This window comes from Alteribacter lacisalsi, assembly GCF_003226345.1.
GTDB lineage: Bacteria > Bacillota > Bacilli > Bacillales > Salisediminibacteriaceae > Alteribacter > Alteribacter lacisalsi.
In genome coordinates this window covers 528,080-545,178 of the sequence record NZ_PDOF01000003.1, presented here as the reverse complement: position 1 = coordinate 545,178, position 17,099 = coordinate 528,080, and the positions used below count along the sequence as shown (strand labels likewise).

The 17,099-nt window shown below is 50.7% G+C and carries 19 protein-coding genes; 10 read left to right on the top strand and 9 right to left on the bottom strand.

Annotation, left to right across the window (positions count from 1 at the left end):
- Window positions 1–103: 103 nt before the first annotated feature.
- Window positions 104–478 (top strand): DUF423 domain-containing protein, encoded by a 375-nt coding sequence (locus CR205_RS17450; protein WP_110521419.1) that lies wholly within the window; start codon window positions 104–106, stop codon window positions 476–478.
- A gap of 61 nt (window positions 479–539) precedes the next feature.
- Here CR205_RS17450 and gerQ read toward each other — a convergent pair whose 3' ends face one another.
- The 6 genes from gerQ to CR205_RS17420 form a co-directional block, all read right to left on the bottom strand.
- Window positions 540–1,019 (bottom strand): spore coat protein GerQ, encoded by a 480-nt coding sequence (gerQ, locus tag CR205_RS17445; RefSeq protein ID WP_110521418.1) that lies wholly within the window; start codon window positions 1,017–1,019, stop codon window positions 540–542.
- A 156-nt stretch (window positions 1,020–1,175) separates the two neighbouring features.
- The gene (locus tag CR205_RS17440) at window positions 1,176–1,607 is read right to left on the bottom strand and encodes a cell wall hydrolase (RefSeq protein WP_110521579.1); all 432 of its coding nucleotides are present in this window, start codon (window positions 1,605–1,607) and stop codon (window positions 1,176–1,178) included.
- A 154-nt stretch (window positions 1,608–1,761) separates the two neighbouring features.
- Complete coding sequence (locus CR205_RS17435; RefSeq protein ID WP_110521417.1) at window positions 1,762–2,193, bottom strand: cell wall hydrolase; 432 nt, start codon at window positions 2,191–2,193, stop codon at window positions 1,762–1,764.
- 140 nt (window positions 2,194–2,333) lie between these two features.
- Entirely contained in the window at window positions 2,334–3,077 is a 744-nt protein-coding gene (hemQ, locus tag CR205_RS17430; RefSeq protein WP_110521416.1) for a hydrogen peroxide-dependent heme synthase, read from the bottom strand.
- Between the two features lie 139 nt (window positions 3,078–3,216).
- Entirely contained in the window at window positions 3,217–3,975 is a 759-nt protein-coding gene (locus tag CR205_RS17425; RefSeq protein WP_110521415.1) for an enoyl-CoA hydratase/isomerase family protein, read from the bottom strand.
- A 30-nt stretch (window positions 3,976–4,005) separates the two neighbouring features.
- Entirely contained in the window at window positions 4,006–5,934 is a 1,929-nt protein-coding gene (locus CR205_RS17420; RefSeq protein WP_110521414.1) for an oxidoreductase, read from the bottom strand.
- Between the two features lie 446 nt (window positions 5,935–6,380).
- On the opposite strand from CR205_RS17420, the gene pta reads away from it, so the two are divergent.
- The gene (gene pta / locus CR205_RS17415) at window positions 6,381–7,355 is read left to right on the top strand and encodes a phosphate acetyltransferase (RefSeq protein WP_110521413.1); all 975 of its coding nucleotides are present in this window, start codon (window positions 6,381–6,383) and stop codon (window positions 7,353–7,355) included.
- A gap of 217 nt (window positions 7,356–7,572) precedes the next feature.
- Here the strand turns inward: pta and CR205_RS17410 are convergent, their stop codons facing one another.
- Window positions 7,573–8,406, bottom strand: a complete 834-nt coding sequence (locus CR205_RS17410) for a lipoate--protein ligase family protein (protein ID WP_110521412.1) — start codon at window positions 8,404–8,406, stop codon at window positions 7,573–7,575.
- 188 nt (window positions 8,407–8,594) lie between these two features.
- Here CR205_RS17410 and CR205_RS17405 point away from each other — a divergent pair, with 188 nt between their 5' ends.
- The 5 genes from CR205_RS17405 (at window position 8,595) to CR205_RS17385 (ending at window position 11,650) form a co-directional block, all read left to right on the top strand.
- Entirely contained in the window at window positions 8,595–8,825 is a 231-nt protein-coding gene (locus CR205_RS17405; protein ID WP_110521411.1) for a DUF1450 domain-containing protein, read from the top strand.
- A gap of 303 nt (window positions 8,826–9,128) precedes the next feature.
- The gene (locus CR205_RS17400) at window positions 9,129–10,433 is read left to right on the top strand and encodes an HD domain-containing protein (protein ID WP_110521410.1); all 1,305 of its coding nucleotides are present in this window, start codon (window positions 9,129–9,131) and stop codon (window positions 10,431–10,433) included.
- A gap of 4 nt (window positions 10,434–10,437) precedes the next feature.
- Window positions 10,438–10,944 carry a YwgA family protein gene (locus CR205_RS17395; RefSeq protein WP_110521409.1) on the top strand — a complete coding sequence of 169 codons (507 nt, stop codon included), beginning with the start codon at window positions 10,438–10,440 and terminating at the stop codon, window positions 10,942–10,944.
- 38 nt (window positions 10,945–10,982) lie between these two features.
- Window positions 10,983–11,288 (top strand): antibiotic biosynthesis monooxygenase family protein, encoded by a 306-nt coding sequence (locus CR205_RS17390; protein ID WP_110521578.1) that lies wholly within the window; start codon window positions 10,983–10,985, stop codon window positions 11,286–11,288.
- A complete protein-coding gene (locus CR205_RS17385; protein ID WP_110521408.1) occupies window positions 11,285–11,650 on the top strand; it encodes a hypothetical protein in 366 nt (121 codons plus the stop codon). The genes CR205_RS17390 and CR205_RS17385 overlap by 4 nt, the downstream gene beginning before the upstream one ends.
- Window positions 11,651–11,698: 48 nt before the next feature.
- Here the strand turns inward: CR205_RS17385 and CR205_RS17380 are convergent, their stop codons facing one another.
- Entirely contained in the window at window positions 11,699–11,890 is a 192-nt protein-coding gene (locus CR205_RS17380; protein WP_110521407.1) for a 2-hydroxymuconate tautomerase, read from the bottom strand.
- Between the two features lie 183 nt (window positions 11,891–12,073).
- Between CR205_RS17380 and CR205_RS17375 the strand changes: the two genes are divergently transcribed.
- Window positions 12,074–12,601, top strand: a complete 528-nt coding sequence (locus CR205_RS17375) for a YwhD family protein (RefSeq protein WP_110521406.1) — start codon at window positions 12,074–12,076, stop codon at window positions 12,599–12,601.
- 383 nt (window positions 12,602–12,984) lie between these two features.
- Here CR205_RS17375 and CR205_RS17370 read toward each other — a convergent pair whose 3' ends face one another.
- Complete coding sequence (locus tag CR205_RS17370; protein ID WP_236634878.1) at window positions 12,985–15,093, bottom strand: transglycosylase domain-containing protein; 2,109 nt, start codon at window positions 15,091–15,093, stop codon at window positions 12,985–12,987.
- A 272-nt stretch (window positions 15,094–15,365) separates the two neighbouring features.
- On the opposite strand from CR205_RS17370, the gene speE reads away from it, so the two are divergent.
- Together speE and speB are read left to right on the top strand one after the other, a co-directional pair.
- On the top strand, window positions 15,366–16,193 hold the full coding sequence (speE, locus tag CR205_RS17365) for a spermidine synthase (RefSeq protein WP_110521405.1): 828 nt from the start codon (window positions 15,366–15,368) through the stop codon (window positions 16,191–16,193).
- 13 nt (window positions 16,194–16,206) lie between these two features.
- A complete protein-coding gene (speB, locus tag CR205_RS17360) occupies window positions 16,207–17,085 on the top strand; it encodes an agmatinase (protein ID WP_110521404.1) in 879 nt (292 codons plus the stop codon).
- Window positions 17,086–17,099 lie beyond the last annotated feature (14 nt).

Below are 17,099 nucleotides of genomic sequence, written 5' to 3'. Positions count from 1 at the left end.
TGAGATAAGCACGAACAAATGATGCTAAGAAGCCATTTCCTTTGGAAGAAGGTCTGTGCTATTCTTTTTAGAGGAAAACACAAACCTAAAGGAGTGGCTCGCTGTGAAGCTTTTTCTCATTCTCGGAAGTCTGAACGGATTTCTATTTGTCGCACTCGGTGCATTTGGAGCACACGCGCTCAAAGACCGTCTTGAGCAGACCGGGTACTTAAAGACGTTTGAAACGGCTGTTCAGTATCATATGATTCACGCACTGGCACTTATTGCAGTAGCGATCCTTACGAAACATCTTGCATCAACCGGACTTGTTCATGGGGCAGGCTGGGCTTTTCTGATCGGCATCATTCTTTTTTCCGGAAGCCTTTATGCCTTGAGCCTTACAGGTATCCGGGTTCTCGGTGCGATCACGCCTCTTGGCGGTGTTGCCTTCCTGACAGGCTGGGTGCTTCTCATGATCGCAGCATTTAACCAGTCTTAAATTTCGGAGAAAAAATGACAAACATAAGAAACCGGGCCCCTTCAAGAGGTCCGGTTTTTTGTTACCGTGGGCTGTACTGGGCGAGCTGCTGGGCACCGGGGCCGTCATCAAACGGATAATCATACTCAAGCGGCTCATCAAACGTGACGTAATCAAGGTTGACCATAAGGAGGAGGTACCGCTTGTCGGTCTGCGGATCACTGATGATGATATGATCCCGCCCGGCTGCTTCTACAACCCCTTTAAAAATCTTGGCATTCCACTTTTCGTTAAACTCATATGTCATGTAAAACGTGCCGACTTTTCCGCGGTTTAAGCGGAGGATGTTTTCAATATAAGACTGTTCGATCGGAAGCTGCCCCGGCATCTGTGCAGTCAAGCCGAACGGACCGGTCTGCTGGCCGGCCTGCTGCTGGGAGAACTGCGGCGGAGGCGGTTCAGGAGTTCCCGGAAGGAACTGCTGGCCGTTCTGGCCGAATCCCATGCCCTGGCCGTTCGTGCGATACCCACTCTGTCCAAACGATGGATACTGATGATACATCTAATCACATCCTTATATAATTTAAAAATCAGTACCTTTGAGATATGAATAATGGCTCCGTTCAGCGCCTGCGCTATTGTAATACTATGAACGGGAAGGAAAGGCTATGCAGAAAATTAAGAGCCGGCTCCGCAACAGCGAAACCGGCTCTTTCTGCTAAAACGTATTAAAGATCTCCTGACACTCTTCGTAAGTCGGCTGAAAAAAGCAGTGAAGCTTGTAACGGCCTGTATTCGGCTGACCGAACCATTCAGGCGGGCAGTCCCCGTCAGGGCGGTAAAACCAGAGGGCATGCTCGGCAATGCCGAACCGTTCTCCCTGAACGAGCCGTCTTGCCCGGCGTTTATCCCGCTCCCGTGCCCGCTGGTAGAAATAGCCTTTCTGCACCGCTTCAAAACCGCCCGGTGACTGATATACCATTCGCTCAACATCGTTGATATCCTCAAAATCAGAGCAGCGTACCCTGACACGGTTGACCATGACATTACCTGCTTTGAGCATGCCCAGTTCGCCTTCGCCTTCCGCTTCTGCCCTCATCAGTCTGGCAAGAAGATCAATGTCACTGGAATTCGTTTTGATTACGGCGATCAACGCCACCTCCCTGTTTTAGTAAAGGTTTTTCTTAGTCGGAATGGCAGAGAATAAACTGCTGCATCTGCGCTATTGTCATACTATGAAAGAGGCAGAGCGGCTATGTTGAAAAACATAAACCGGCCCCCGAATGAGCGGGAGCCGGCTGACTCTAAAACGTGTTATATATTTCCTCACATTCTCCGTAAGTTGGCTGGAAGAAACAGTGAAGTTTATAGCGGCCTGTATTCGGCTGGCCGAACCATTCCGGCGGGCAGTCCCCGTCAGGCCGGTAAAACCAGAGCGCATGCTCGGCAATGCCGAAACGCTCGCCGTTGACAAGTCTCCGTGCCCTGCGCTTATCCCGCTCCCGTGCCCGCTGATAAAAATAGCCTTTCTGCACAGCCTCAAAACCGCCGGGAGACTGATAGACCATTCGCTCCACGCTATTAATATCCTTGAAATCCGAACAGCGCACCCGCACCCGATTCACCATTACGTTGCCGGCTTTGAGCATGCCCAGTTCACCTTCCCCTTCGGCTTCCGCACGGATAAGCCGGGCGAGAAGGGCGATATCATTTGAGTTTGCTTTGATCACCGCCATTGGAACACCCTCCTGAAAATCGTTGTTGTGTATGATATGTCAAAACAGGGCGGAAAGTGTACAGAAAAGCCGGAAAGAGACGGTGCAGGTGCACAAAAACACCGGCTCTTAAAAAGAACCGGTGTCTCGTATAAAGCAGATTAAATGTAAAGGAAGTTTGGAAGGCTGTCTTCGTCCAGGTGGGTACCGACGTAAAATGAGCCGAATTCGCCGTAGCGGGCGCTCACTTCGTCAAAACGCATTTCATAGACGAGTTTTTTGAATTCAAGCACATCGTGGGCAAAGAGCGTCACGCCCCATTCCCAGTCATCGAAGCCGACAGAGCCGGAAATAATCTGGCGTACTTTTCCTGCATACTTGCGTCCAATCATGCCGTGGCTGCGCATCATGGACTTCCGCTCTTCCATAGGAAGCATGTACCAGTTGTCGTCACCGTCGCGGCGCTTGTCCATCGGATAGAAGCACGCATACTGCCAGCGAGGCAGAATCGGCTTTAAGCGGGCCTGGATTTCAGGGTCCGTTTCAGGATCCACATCTGGCGGAAGGTAGTTGCTCAGTTCCACAACCGACACATAAGAGTAAGTTGGAATTGTATATTCAGCCAGACGGGTTTTGTTAAACGCCGTCTCAAGCTCTCTCAGTTCGTCCATTGTCGGACGGAGAAGCATGATCATGAAGTCCGCTTTCTGCCCGACAATGCTGTACAGGGCGTGGCTTCCTTCAAATTTCTCCTGCGTCGTGCTCCATTTGTCGAGAAGATGACGGAACTCCGCAATGATTTTCTCACGCTCTTCAGATTCCAGGCGGCGCCAGGCGGCCCAGTTCATCGTACGGAAATCATGCAGACAGTACCAGCCATCAAGGGTTTTTGCTGCTTCGGCCATGGGTCAACACTCCAATCAGTAAAATGTTTAGATGTGAAAGCAGGGAATTTCCTGCTTCTATGTAAGCGTACATATAGTGAGTATTATACTATCAGACAAACGAAAAACCAAACGGCGTGCGTCTGGTTTTTCGTTCTGTTTATTTCTTCTGTTTTCTGCTGTTTAAAAACTGCATCAGGGCTTCGCGGTGTTCGGCTGATTTTCCGGCCTGCTGCTGGCCTTTCTTTTCTTCCTCGAGCACCTCATCAAGGCTGAGATGAAGACCGCACTTCATGTTGTTTTTCATATTTGCGTACGCGGTAGGAGGGACGCCCTTCAGTGTTTCGGTCAGGTCGTCAGGACTGCCGATCTTGTGGATCAGGCCGATGCGGAACGCCTCCTCCGCACTGATGGCCTCACCCAGTGAAAGTTCAAGTGCCTTGGAAAGCCCTACTAGACGAGGAAGAAAATAAGAAGCACCTGCGTCAGGGACAAGTCCGATTTTCATGAAACTGAGGGCCAGCTTTGCATCGTGTTCAGCAGCGCGGAAATCACAGGCAAGGGCAATGCTCAGCCCGGCTCCGGCAGCCGTGCCGTTCATGTAGGCAATCGTCGGCTTGTTAATGGCGTCAAGCAGTTTTACAAGAGGGTTGTACGTACGTTCAAGATATTCACCGTGATCAAAATACTCCAGCTTTTCAAGAGGGATGCTCTTCAGGTCAGCTCCCGAACTGAAGGCACCGTCGGTTCCGGTAATCACAATGGCCCGGACGCTTTCATCCGAGCGAGCCTGCTGAAGGGCCTCGTAGAGCTCCTCGTGCATCGCCTCGTTCAAGGCGTTTTTCACTTCCGGCCGGTTCAGTGTAATTGTTCCGGTGCCGTCTCCTACGTCGTACGAAATCGTTTTATACGTATTCAAAAACAGTCACTCCTTCATAATTGTTTTCTTCTATATCGCTCTTCCAGTTACGGTGCCGTCATAAATGGCCTTTTTTGCATCAAGACCGAGGGCATGCCGTGCGCCGCCGATCACATGAACCGGCTTGCCGGAGGCTTCAAGAGATTCGGCGAGACGGCTGTTTACGAGCTGTCCGCTTGCAAGAACAATCCGGTCGGCAGGCACGAGTGTCTCCTGGCCGTCCTGAATCACAATCACACCTTCAGGGGTTATTTCCCTGTACCCGTCAAGGCCGCCTTTCATTCGTATTCCTTTTTGTTTCAGCTCCATAATCGTCGTCCAGCGGGTCGTTTTCCCAATACCGCGGGCAAATGAGCGGCTGCGCTGCAGAAGGGTAATCTCTTCTGCCCCTTTTCCTTTCATGTAAAGGGCAAGGTCACATGCAATGCCGCCTCCGCCGATAATGACATTTTTTTCGCCGAAAGAAACGCTGCCGTCAAATATATCACGGTAGCTGGCGACGTTGTTCCCGTCCACTCCAGGTATCTCCGGTACACGGGGAACGATCCCGGTTGCAACGATAATGTCGTCTGCTTTTTCTACAAGAGGGTGATCGGCAGTCAGGGTGGTGCCCAGTTCCTTCGTGACACCGAGAAGATCAAGCTGCACATTGTAATAGCGGAGCGTTTCGTAAAACTCTTCTTTTCCAGGAATCCGCTTAGAATAATTGAGCTGCCCGCCGATTTCTGTTTTTTCATCTACAAGTGTCACAGTATGCCCGCGCTCTGCGGCTGTTCTGGCTGCTTCCAGTCCGGCCGGGCCGGCACCGACGACCAGCACATTCTTTTTGGTCACGGCAGGGGAGAGGGTGAGTTCGGTCTCCCGTCCGGCTTCAGGGTTTACAAGACAGGTGGCGTGCTTTCCTTCAAATACATGATCCAGACACGCCTGATTGCACGCAATACACGTGTTAATTTCATCAAAACGGCCTTCTTTCGCCTTTGTCAAAATGGCTGGATCGGCAAGAAAAGGGCGGGCCATGGAGATTAAGTCAGCGCTTTCATTTTCCAGAAGCCTTGCTCCATCCCGGGGGTCATTGATCCGGTTGCTTGCGATTACAGGAATGCTTACAGCGCTTTTAATGGCCTCGGCTATCGGAACGAAGTGCAGCCGCGGTACCTTCATGGAAATCGTCGGTACACGGGATTCATGCCAGCCGATGCCGATATTGAGTACATCCGCGCCTGCTGTTTCAAGGGCTTTTGCCCAAGCAAGTGTTTCTTCTTCTGTTGTGCTGTCGTCGACCAGGTCAAGCCCCGACATCCGGAAAAAGACAGGATAATTCTCTCCAACCTTTTCCCGGACCGCTTCTGTAATGCGGAGAGAAAACGCGATCCGCTTTTCAAACGTGCCACCCCAGCGGTCTGTCCGTTTATTTGTGGCAGGGGAGGTGAACTGGTTGATAAGGTAGCCTTCCGAACCCATTATTTCCACGGCATCAAACCCGGCTTCCTTCCCCCGGCGGGCCCCTTCGGCAAAATCCCTGATCGTACGCTCGATCTGTTCATCCGTCAGTGCCACCGGAGGATCCGGATTGATCGGTGCCTGCAGGGCAGAGGGGGCGACCGGATCCTGTCCGATCATCGCTTTATAAGCGTATCTGCCGGCATGAAACAGCTGAAGGGCGATCCGTCCGCCTTCCTCATGCACTCCGCGAGTGAGCGGCCGCCATCGGTCGATATCCTCGTCTGAATCGATCATCATAAAATCAAGGCCGCCGGCCCCTTCCGGATTTACAGCAGCACCGCCCGTGACGATCAGGCCGGCCTCATGACGGGCTCTAAGGCGGTAGAACGCCGTCAGTTTTTCAATTCCGTTTTCCAGTCCTTCCAGTCCAACATGCATCGAACCCATCATGACACGGTTGGGCAGAGTAAGTCCTCGGATCTTCAGCGGCTGAAACAATGCTTCACACGCCATACTATTCGCTCCTCCTCAGTGGATTTTTGTCTTTTTAGTCTGATAAGTCAGAAAATGAGTGATCATTCATTCATTATAACGGACTTAACTGCAGGGAACAACGGGGAACTTGAGGAAGGCAGTTGGGGGGAGACGGGGAAAACGGTTAGGGTATATAACGATTGAAAAGGCAAATATAAAGCACAAGTCAGACATTTGAACCGAAGATGAGGGAACTTAGGGTTTATAAATGAAGAAGCACTCCATTATAGATCCAAAGAGCAGTATGCGTTTTCCCCGGCAGTTTTTCCGTGTTAAAAACACGCCAAACGGGTAAACATTCTGCAGTCCGTGTCTGAAAATTAGAACTTTGTGAAATGTTGATCACATCAATTTATTTTTGCATCGGAGAAGAGTATCCTTAAGGATAAAGGTGAAAATAGGAAAGTACACAAGGAGGAATGACAGTGAGCGATTTATTTACAGGTATTGCGGAAAAGGTAAAAGCCCAGAACCCGGCGATTGTTTTTCCTGAAGGAACGGATGAGCGGATTATCGAAGCGGCCGTTCGTCTGAAAAGTGATGGTGTGCTCACACCGGTAATGGTCGGAAGCAGAGAGGCGATTGAAGCGAAAGCAGCTGAAATCGGTCAGGACGTGAGCGGTCTGGAGATTTTCGACCCGGAAACGTACGAGCAGTTTGAAGAGCTCGTGGATGCATTTGTGGAGCGCAGAAAAGGGAAAGCGACAGCAGAGGATGCCCGTCAGATTCTCAAACAGCCGAACTATTTTGGCACCATGCTTGTTCATCTCGGCAAAGCGCACGGACTTGTGAGCGGAGCGGCTCACTCAACAGGGGATACGGTCCGCCCGGCTCTTCAGATCATCAAGACGAAAGAAGGCGTGAAAAAAACGTCCGGCGTATTCGTTATGGTAAAAGGGGAGGAGCGCTACATCTTTGGTGACTGCGCCATTAATATCGCCCCTGACAGCAGCGATCTTGCAGAAACGGCGATCGAAGCAGCAAAAACCGCCCGTGTATTCGATATCAACCCGAAAGTCGCGATGCTGAGCTTTTCCACAAAAGGTTCGGCGAAAAGTGAGGAAACACAGCGTGTAAGTGACGCTGTCCAGATTGCAAAGGAACGTGAGCCTGAATTACTGCTTGACGGCGAGTTCCAGTTTGACGCCGCGTTTGTGCCGTCTGTTGCACAGAAAAAGGCACCGGACAGCCCGCTGAAAGGGGAAGCGAACGTATTTGTTTTCCCAAGTCTTGAAGCAGGAAACATCGGCTACAAAATTGCCCAGCGTCTCGGCAACTATGATGCAATCGGACCGATTCTTCAAGGTCTGAACAAGCCGGTGAACGACCTTTCCCGCGGCTGTAACGTGGAAGACGTATATAAACTGGCCCTCATCACAGCAATGCAGGGGCTCGACTGATCAGAGTACAGCCATAAGCAATCCCCGAGGTGACCGCATACACCTCGGGGATTTTTTTGCCTGTCAGCCGTGTGAAGTTTTGATTTTCCGGAATGGGGTGAAGATTTTCCAGAATTGCATCTTCATTTTCCGGAATCAATTCATAATCTGGAATTAGAAGGTCGTGCGGGACCTGGACGTTACGTGGATGCCCAACCAGACAGCATGACTGCCGCAGTTATCTGATCAGCTTTTCATTCCGCTTGACCATCCGTTCCAGGTTCTCCTCATAAACAGTCCAGTTGCTATCTGACAGCGTCATATTACCGATCCGGCCTGAAAAATCCTTCAGTGTAAGCAGCATCGTGTGATACAGCCCTTCAACTGTCAGCGGCTGTCCGGTTATTTCAGAAAGTGAGGCCATCTGCGCCGGATCAATCTGCGGATAGCTGTACTTCACTGGTGCGCCGTTTACCGCCTTTTCGTAAAAACGGCGGACGAGTGCTGCCCGTTCACTGCCGCTCCCGTTCACCGCCAGATAGATCTGTACGGCGACCCCGCCTCGCAGGCGGCGCTGGGAGATACCGGCAAACTTCCGGCCTGCCACACTCAGGTCGTAACGTCCCGGACAGTAGGAAGCGGCAATTTCCCTGTCCTCGATCTCCAGGTCAAATTCCTTCAGCCATGCCCGCACAAAACCGCACATGGCCTCGTAGCCGCTGTCGATGGAAAGGCGCTTCTCGTCCTTGAAAATAAGCGATACATTCAGCACACCAGGGTCCAGTACAACAGCGAGACCGCCGGAGTTCCGTACAATCGCATCGTACCCTTCCTGCTCAAGGAAGCGGATTCCGTCCGCGATAAAAGGGAGGCGGCTGTCCTGAATGCCGAGGACAATGGTCCTGTCGTGCACCCACGTCCGGCAGATGCCGCGGTCCGGGTCATCTGAAGCGATCCGGCAGAGCGTATCGTCCATGGCGAATGAGTGCATCGGGTTCATAGCAGTCCCCGAAGAAGATTCGTCAAACACATCCCATTTTTCTCTATGTAAAATCGATTCAAAGCCGTTCATCGTTTCGTTCTCCTTCATAAAAACATCCGTTATAAGACCTGTTGATTATATCACAAAATGGACAAGGTTACCGTTGCCCCGGGAGGGCGAAACATAGTAGAATACTCGTTAGTGAATCTTTAAAATACAGCCTTAAACAACACAGCAGATGCTGTTTTCCAGTAAAAATAAAAGAAGTGGTGATTTAGGTGGCAAATGAATTCCGCATTTGTGACGACTGTCAGGCCACAGATATAAAGACTCTGATGCCAAAGCTCAAAGCACTCGATCCTGATGCAGAAGTGAAGATCGGCTGCCAGGCCTACTGCGGCCCCGGCCGCAAAAAAGCCTTCACGTTCGTCAATGACCGTGCCGTTACAGGGTTCTGCGAGGATCAGCTAATCGATAAAGTACAGAAACGGTTAAAAAAACAACGCTGATATGTTGCCGCAGGCTGCTGCTGCAGCCAGGGAGGGTATGACATTACGGATGGTGATGTCAGGCCCTCTTTTATTCTCTTGAAGGAATGATGCAAATGATGCAATTGGACCAAAGAGCCCTGAACATCCCAAGTCACACCTTCATTCAAAACCTGTTCCCCGGCCCGCAAATAGAGGAAATTCTTCATGACCTGCTTTTTTTCGCGCCTTTTTTTAGTATACTAAAGGAAGAGACTGGAATGACCCAGCACACACCTTAGAATAGCAGTCCGGCTGCACAAAGCTGCAGGGAAGGAGCGACATATGACGGGCCAATTTAAGAAGCTCAGTGAAGAAAAAGTATTTAAAGACCCGGTTCACCGCTACATTCATGTGCGCGATGAATTAATCTGGAAACTGATCGGAACCAGGGAATTTCAGCGCCTCCGCAGGATCCGCCAGCTCGGCACCACGTACGTGACTTTTCACGGAGCCGAACATACGCGTTTTAATCACTCATTAGGGGTATATGAGATTATGAGGCGGATGGTCAAGAACATAGAGGAAAAGGAAGACTGGGACCCGGAAGAGCGTCTCGTCTGTTTAAGTGCGGCGCTTCTGCACGATGTGGGGCATGGACCATATTCCCATTCCTTTGAAAAGGTGTTTCACACCGATCATGAACACTGGACACGCGAAATCATTCTGGGGGATACCCAGATTAACAGTGTGCTCCGCGAAATCAGTGACGCCTTTCCGAAAAAAGTGGCGGATGTGATCGGCAAAACGTACGATAACAAGCTTGTCGTGAGCCTTATTTCCAGCCAGATTGATGCTGACCGGATGGATTACCTCCAGCGCGACGCGTTTTATACAGGTGTGAGCTACGGGCATTTCGATATGGAACGGATTCTCCGCGTCATGCGTCCGACAGAGGACCAGGCCGTGTTTAAGCAGAGCGGCATGCATGCGGTGGAAGACTATATTATGAGCCGCTACCAGATGTACTGGCAGGTGTATTTTCACCCGGTAACACGGAGTTCGGAAGTGATTCTGAGCAAGATTTTACATAGAGCCAAGCACCTTTACCAGGAAGGCTACAAGTTTAAGCTTGAGCCTCTCCACTTTAACTCGCTTTTTGAAGAAAGCATTACTCTAAAAGATTACCTGAAGCTTGATGAGTCCGTGATCATGTATTATTTCCAGATGTGGCAGGAAGAAGACGATCCGATCCTGAAAGATTTATGTGACCGGTTTATGGACCGCCGTCTGTTTAAATACGTGGAGTGTGACCCGAGCACCCAGATGAAAATCTGGCCGGAACTGCTTCAGCTCTTTAAAGAGGCGGAAATTGACCCGCGTTATTACCTTGTGATCGATTCATCCTCCGATCTGCCTTACGACTTTTACCGTGGCGGCGAAGAGGAGGAACGCCTTCCCATTCACCTGCTCATGCCGGCAGGAGACCTTCGCGAACTGTCGCGGGAATCGGACGTGGTGGAGGCGATCTCCGGGAAAAAGCGGACCGACCATAAGCTTTACTTTCCAAAGGATTTTCTTGAAGACCAGACCACTCATGCAGAGATAAAGAAAAAGATTTTACAGCTGTTAATGAATCAGGGGGGATAAACCCATGCTAAACGAGCATGCGAAGCTGCTGTCACTCATTCAGCAGGTAGGCGAAATCGTCGGGCGGAAAAAACTGCAGAAAATCGTATACATCGCCAAACAGCTCGACCTTCCTTTTTATGAAAAATACCAGTTCAGAATGTACGGACCTTACTCAGAAGAGCTTTCTGTCCGTATGGAGGAAATGCGCGATCTCGGATTTATATCCGAAATAAAAGAAAAGAAAAGCGGTTATCATCAGTTCCGCTATTCCCTTACAGAGCAGGGAGAGGAGTTCCTTACAATCGCAGAACACGATTTCCCACAGTCAAAAGATCTCTGGGACGACCTGAATGGTCAGAGCTCCCGTTTTCTTGAACTGGTCTCCACCATGCTTTATTTCGAGGATCTTTCCAAAGGTGAGGTAAAAGATAAAGTACACACGATAAAAGCAAAACAGAACTACTCGGATGAAGAAGTGCAGGAAGCGTTCGATTATATCGACCGGCTGCACGCATACGAAAGCCGTTAATACCAGCAGAAAACTGTAAAATTCAGGAGGTGGGTGCGATCTATATCGTTCATTCAGTCGTTACAATTCCGGAAGAAAAAGCAGATGAAGTCATCGGACTTTATCAGAACCGCTCAAAGCTCGTGGATGAAGCTGATGGATTCATCTCGTTTAAGCTGCTTCAGAACCGCCGTAAATCCGGTGAACTGACCGTTCAGATGGAATGGGAAACCGAACAGGACTATCTGAAATGGGTCACGAGCGATGATTTCAAACGGATCCACGACCTCGAGAAAAAATACCCTGATAAAGAACTGGCCAACACGAAAGCCATGGTTCATCAGTACAAGGTGGTGGCGTGGTGATTTCAAAGGAAACGGAAGAGCAGATTGCTGAAAAAATGACGGATCGGTTTTATGAGGAATACGGCGAAATGCTGAAGAAATTCGGTGATCGCGGCCGTCATCATACTAAGAACGATAATAAGCACCATTTGAAATACCTGAAAACATCAGCGAAACTGGACAACAAAGAAATGTTCGTTGATTATGCCACGTGGCTCAACACGGTTCTTGTGAGCAGGAACGTGCCGACGGAACTGCTGATCAAGAATTTCCAGTGGCTGGTCGAGGAGTTTGAGAACATGGACGAACCTCCGGTCCACTACATCGAAACCCTGCATCTCGCGTTGAAAGAGCTCAGGGAAAAGCAGGCGCACGGAGAGTAACAGAAAAACGCCCCGCAGGACAGGTTCCTGAGGGGCGTTCAGTGTTCCCTATGGGGTGATGTCGCTCTGGCGCTGACCGTTAACACCGTAGTTCCCGGCATTCATCTCTTCAATGAATACGGTCACTTTTTCACGGGGAGCACCAGTCGTTTCGGAAACAACGCTCGTCACCTGCTCGACAAGGTCCCGTTTCTGGTCATCCGTGCGGCCTTCGAGCATTTTCACAGTTACGTATGGCATAGCAATCAACCCTTTCGGTTTTTTATGAATGTTTCAGACAGACTGCTGCAGCGGCAGAGAATATCTGCATGCTGAATCTGTATATCTATAGACGTTTCCGGCTGAATGTAAACGCAGTCTTGTTTTTTGCCCGGTGGATTGAATATGATAAACTAAACGAAACGGCTGATTGGAGGAGTTCTAATGAAGAATCTGTTTGATGATAATAAAGGAAAAAAGCGCGGACAGGGCTTTAACATACTGAGTTCCGATTCTACGGACGGCCACGGTGGATACGGTGCCGGCGTGCTGAACCTTAATAATATGTCTCCGGTTTTCATAGATGTGGAAGAAGGAGAAGCATTTGTCGATATGGGGGCGCTTCATGCCCGCAGCTCGGTGGAGAAGGGAATTAAATTTCTCCACGAAAAAGAAAAAGTACCGAACGGGAAGCCGTACTGGCTTGTCTGGGTGACGGTGGACAATAAAGGTGAAGGCCCCCATTACGCCGGGGTAACAGCCTGCGAACTCACCGTGGACCGGGAAATCCGCCGGGGATACAAATCTCTGCCGGAGCACGTAAATAACATGGATAAGTCTCTTAAAGGCCGTCTCATCATCGACAAAATGGATGAAAAGTCCAAAGGTGTCCTGGCCAATTTTCTGAAAGAAACGAACAAAGATCTGTGGGAAGCGTCATCCGACGAGCTGAAAAAGGGACTTGAAGGCTGAATTTGCAGGTGAAAAATAGGGAAAAATTCACATGTCGAAAATGTGAACGTCTTGTGAACAACCTTGCTTAATCCAAATGTTCTTTGTAAACTTAACCTACGTGTCAAACACACACGTTATACTAAGACAAAAAGACAAGCGAGGGGTATGCCAGCCCTTCGCTTGTCTTTTTTTGTATTGAAATTCAGGGGCCAGAATTCTTGATGCGCGTAATTGGTAATTGAGTTATGTCCTTACTAATGCGAAGTCCGGACATAACGTCCTGCCAGAGAAGAGAAATGTCCCGACTTCCCCAAAGTTCGGACATAACGGCGTGCCTGAGACAAATTATGTCCTCACAGGTACACAAACCACCACGCTTTTAACAAAGTGGCCTCTTCACATCAGTCAAACCAGCGGAAAATCCGGTCCAGCAGGCGCCTTGGCTCATCGTGCAGCGGGTCGCCGGGAATAACAGGCTCCGGCTTTGGCACATGCTCCGTGCAGAAAGCGGTCGGTTCGGTGCCGGTGAGGAAATATGTCTCCCTTGTAACCGGGCAGTCATCGGTGGCGAGCATCCCGTTAAGCGGGTTAATTTCAACAGCAGAAACGTTCGGCGGCTTCGAAAATGGAAGGATCAGCTCTCCTTCATGGGCATGAGACATAAACTGGGCCCAAATCCGTTTTGAATGCATGCCCCAGGAGCCGGAATCAGGAATTGCAGCCTGGCTGCTCCCGCTCCGCGCATCTTTATCCACACCGACCCACACACCAGTCACAAGCTGAGGCGTAAAACCGATCATCCAGCTGTCCCGTGGTGTGGATCCGCTTTTTCCAGCGACAGGACGGTTGATCAGATGAATCAGGCTCTGGCCCGTCACTGCCGTCCGGGTACGGGGGTCGTTGAGCTCCATTTCAAACATCCCGTGCATCATATCAGTCATCAGAAACGCGAGTGCCGGATCAAGGACACGTTCGTGCACAGGCTCCGGATCAGCACTGTACAGCACTTCTCCGTTCCGGTCCACCACCTTCGTCACGAACGCAGGCTCCACCTCTCGTCCGCCATTGGCAAAAGGGCTGTAGGCATTTGTAAGTTCCGTAACGCCGACTTCCACTGAACCAAGGGCAAGAGAGGGTACCGGCCTGAGTGGACTTGTAATCCCGAATGTACGGGCGGTGTCCGCCAGCGTCTGGAACCCGAGCAGAAAGTGGGTTTTCATCGCATAAATATTGTCTGAGACAGCGAGTGCCTGCAGCATCGTCATCGGTTCGTCCGCGTAACGGTCGTTAAAGTTTTTCGGCTTGTACGTTTCCCGTCCGTCATCCCAGACAAAATCCGTTTCCTCACTGGTGAGGAGCGTGTTCGGCCGGAAACCTTCTTTGAGCGCTGCATAATACAGAAACGGCTTAAATGTGGAGCCGGCCTGACGGCGGGCCTGTGTCGCCCGGTTGAACGGGCTTTCACCGTAGTCACGCCCCCCGACCATTGCTTTGACGTGGCCGTTATTAGGGTCCATTGACACAAACCCTACCTGAAGGTCATAAGGGCTGTTCAGCTCTTCTTTAATCCAGTGCTCCGCGAGCCGCTGAAGATCCCGGTCGAGCGTAGTATGAATTTGCAGCCCGCCGGTGTGAACGACAGCCGGGCTGATGCCAAGTTCGTTTTCCAGCCACGTCTGGACAGCGTCCTGAAAATAAGGGGCCTGACGTCCGGTTTCCAAATCGTCAGCCTCGTAAAGAACGATCTTCTCTTTAACCGCAGCTTCATACTCTCTCATTGTCAGACTCCCGTTATCTCTCATCGCCCGGAGCACGAGCTGCTGGCGGGCTTCGGCCTGTTCAGGGTTTATCTTCGGAGAATAAAGACCGGGTCCTTTTGGAATACCGGCAAGCATGGCGGCTTCCGCCGTTGTCAGGTCACCGGCATCCTTGTTAAAATACATGGCTGAAGCTGCCTGAATGCCATACGTACTGTGACCGTAATAGATTGTGTTTAGGTAGCCTTCAAGGATCTCGTCCTTTGTATAATGCATCTCAAGGCGCATGGAATAGAGCGCTTCATTAAATTTACGCACCCATGTTTTTTCATGGGACAGATAAAGGTTCCGGGCATACTGCTGGGTGATCGTACTTGCCCCCTGAAGCTTGGAGCCGGCGAGCACATTCGTAGCTGCCGCACGGCCGATCCGGAGCACGTCAAATCCGTGGTGGGAATAAAACTTCCGGTCTTCAATTGCCAGGGTGGCGTCTATGACCGACTGGCCCATTTCCTCCAGTGAGATCCAATGGCGGTTCTGGCCCTGGTGCTGCTCAGCGAGAATCGAGCCGTCCGCCGAGTACATAACCGTCGTTTCAGGAACAGAAAGGGGCGGTGCCCCGAGCTGATATACGTACGCAAAAACAGCAAGCGTCAGCGCCATTTTGCTCACCACCGAGATAAGGCCGAGGCGGATGATCCTGCGCCAGTGATTTGTTTTCTTCTGTCTGGACGTTCTTGTGCCGATTTCCACCTGCTGTCACCTCCTCGATTTCTGAGCAGAAATACTGTCTGACCCGCATAGGAAAATCCGGGTCTTCTTTCCACAGTTTTCCTCAAACAGAAACCGGTTATACATAAGAAGGACAGGGAAACAGAAAAGAAAGGGAGAGGGAGGTGCCTGGCTGTCTGCAGGTGCACAGCCTGATCCTGACCCAGCAGGGCTATTCCCATTTAGGACGAGATGAATTATACTTCTAATGACTGCCTGAAATACGGAGATTAAAACTAACTGAGGTGATCGCTTTGTCGATTTGGTTTACAGAAAAACAGACGAAAAATTTCGGAATTACAGCGAAAATAAAACAGACTTATCATAGTGAGCAGACAGATTTTCAGAAGCTCGACATGGTTGAAACGGCCGAGTTTGGCAACATGCTTCTTCTTGACGGCATGGTCATGACTACGGAAAAAGACGAATTCGTCTATCACGAAATGGTGGCCCACGTGCCGCTTTTTACACATCCCGATCCGAAGAACGTGCTGGTTGTCGGCGGGGGGGACGGCGGTGTCATCCGTGAGATCCTTAAGCACCCCGGCGTTGAAAAGGCCACTCTGGTTGAAATTGACGGTAAAGTAATCGAGTACTCGAAGGAATACCTTCCGTCCATCGCAGGCAAGCTCGACGACCCGCGTGTAGACGTTCAGGTGGATGACGGCTTTATGCATATTGCAAAAAGCGAAGGTACCTACGATGTGATCATGGTAGACTCGACAGAACCGGTCGGACCTGCAGTAAACCTGTTTACGAAAGGGTTTTACGAAGGAATCTCAAAAGCGCTTAAGGAAGACGGTGTGTTCGTAGCACAGACCGACAACCCGTGGTTCCAGCAGGATCTGATCCGCACCGTGTTCCGCGATGTGCGTGAAACGTTCCCCATCACACGTCTTTACACGGCTAACATCCCAACGTATCCGAGCGGACTCTGGACGTTTACGATCGGCTCGAAAAAGCACGATCCGCTTGAGGTTCCGGACGAGCGCTTCCATGACATGGATACGAAATACTATACAAAAGCGATCCACAAGGCAGCGTTTGCCCTGCCGAAATTTGTGGAAGACCTGACACGCTAGGGAGGCGGAGCTGATGTATTTTGACAACGGCTACTCCGGACGCGTCTTTATTATGGGCGACCGATCGTACGAAGAAAGCAGCGTCGTCATCTTCGGCATGCCGATGGACTATACAGTGAGCTTCCGGCCCGGTTCCCGCTTCGGTCCTAACCGGATCCGGGAAGTATCCATCGGTCTTGAAGAATACAGCCCCTACATGGACCGGCACCTTGAGGAAGTGAACTACCATGATGCCGGCGACATGATGTTTCCGTTCGGAAACGCTGCGAAAAGCCTTGATATGATCGAACGCTACACGGAAAAACTGCTTGTGGATGGAAAATTTCCAATCGGACTCGGTGGGGAGCACCTCGTCAGCTGGCCGATTATTAGGGCGATGCACAAGGAGTATGATGATCTTGCTGTGATCCACATTGATGCCCATGCCGACCTCCGGGAAGAGTATGAGGGGGAAGTGCTTTCACACTCGACACCGATCCGCAAGGCGTGTGAGCTGATCGGACCGGAAAACGTCTATTCCTTTGGCATCCGTTCCGGCATGCGGGAGGAGTTTCAGTATGCCAAAGAAAGCGGCATGCATATGAGCCGGTTTGAAGTGGCAGAACCGCTAAAGGAAATCCTGCCGACACTTGCCGGCCGTCCGGTATACGTGACGATCGATATTGATGTGCTCGATCCGGCCTATGCCCCGGGCACAGGGACAGCAGAAGCAGGCGGCATTTCGTCGAAGGAACTTCTCGATGCGATTCAGGCGATTGCGGGTTCAGCCATCCGCGTTGTCGGATGCGACCTGGTTGAAGTATCCCCGGCTTACGACGCCGGTGATAAAACGGCCATTGCCGCAAGCAAATTTGTCCGTGAAATGCTTCTCGGCTGGACCGGGAAGAAATAATGCACGATCAGAGA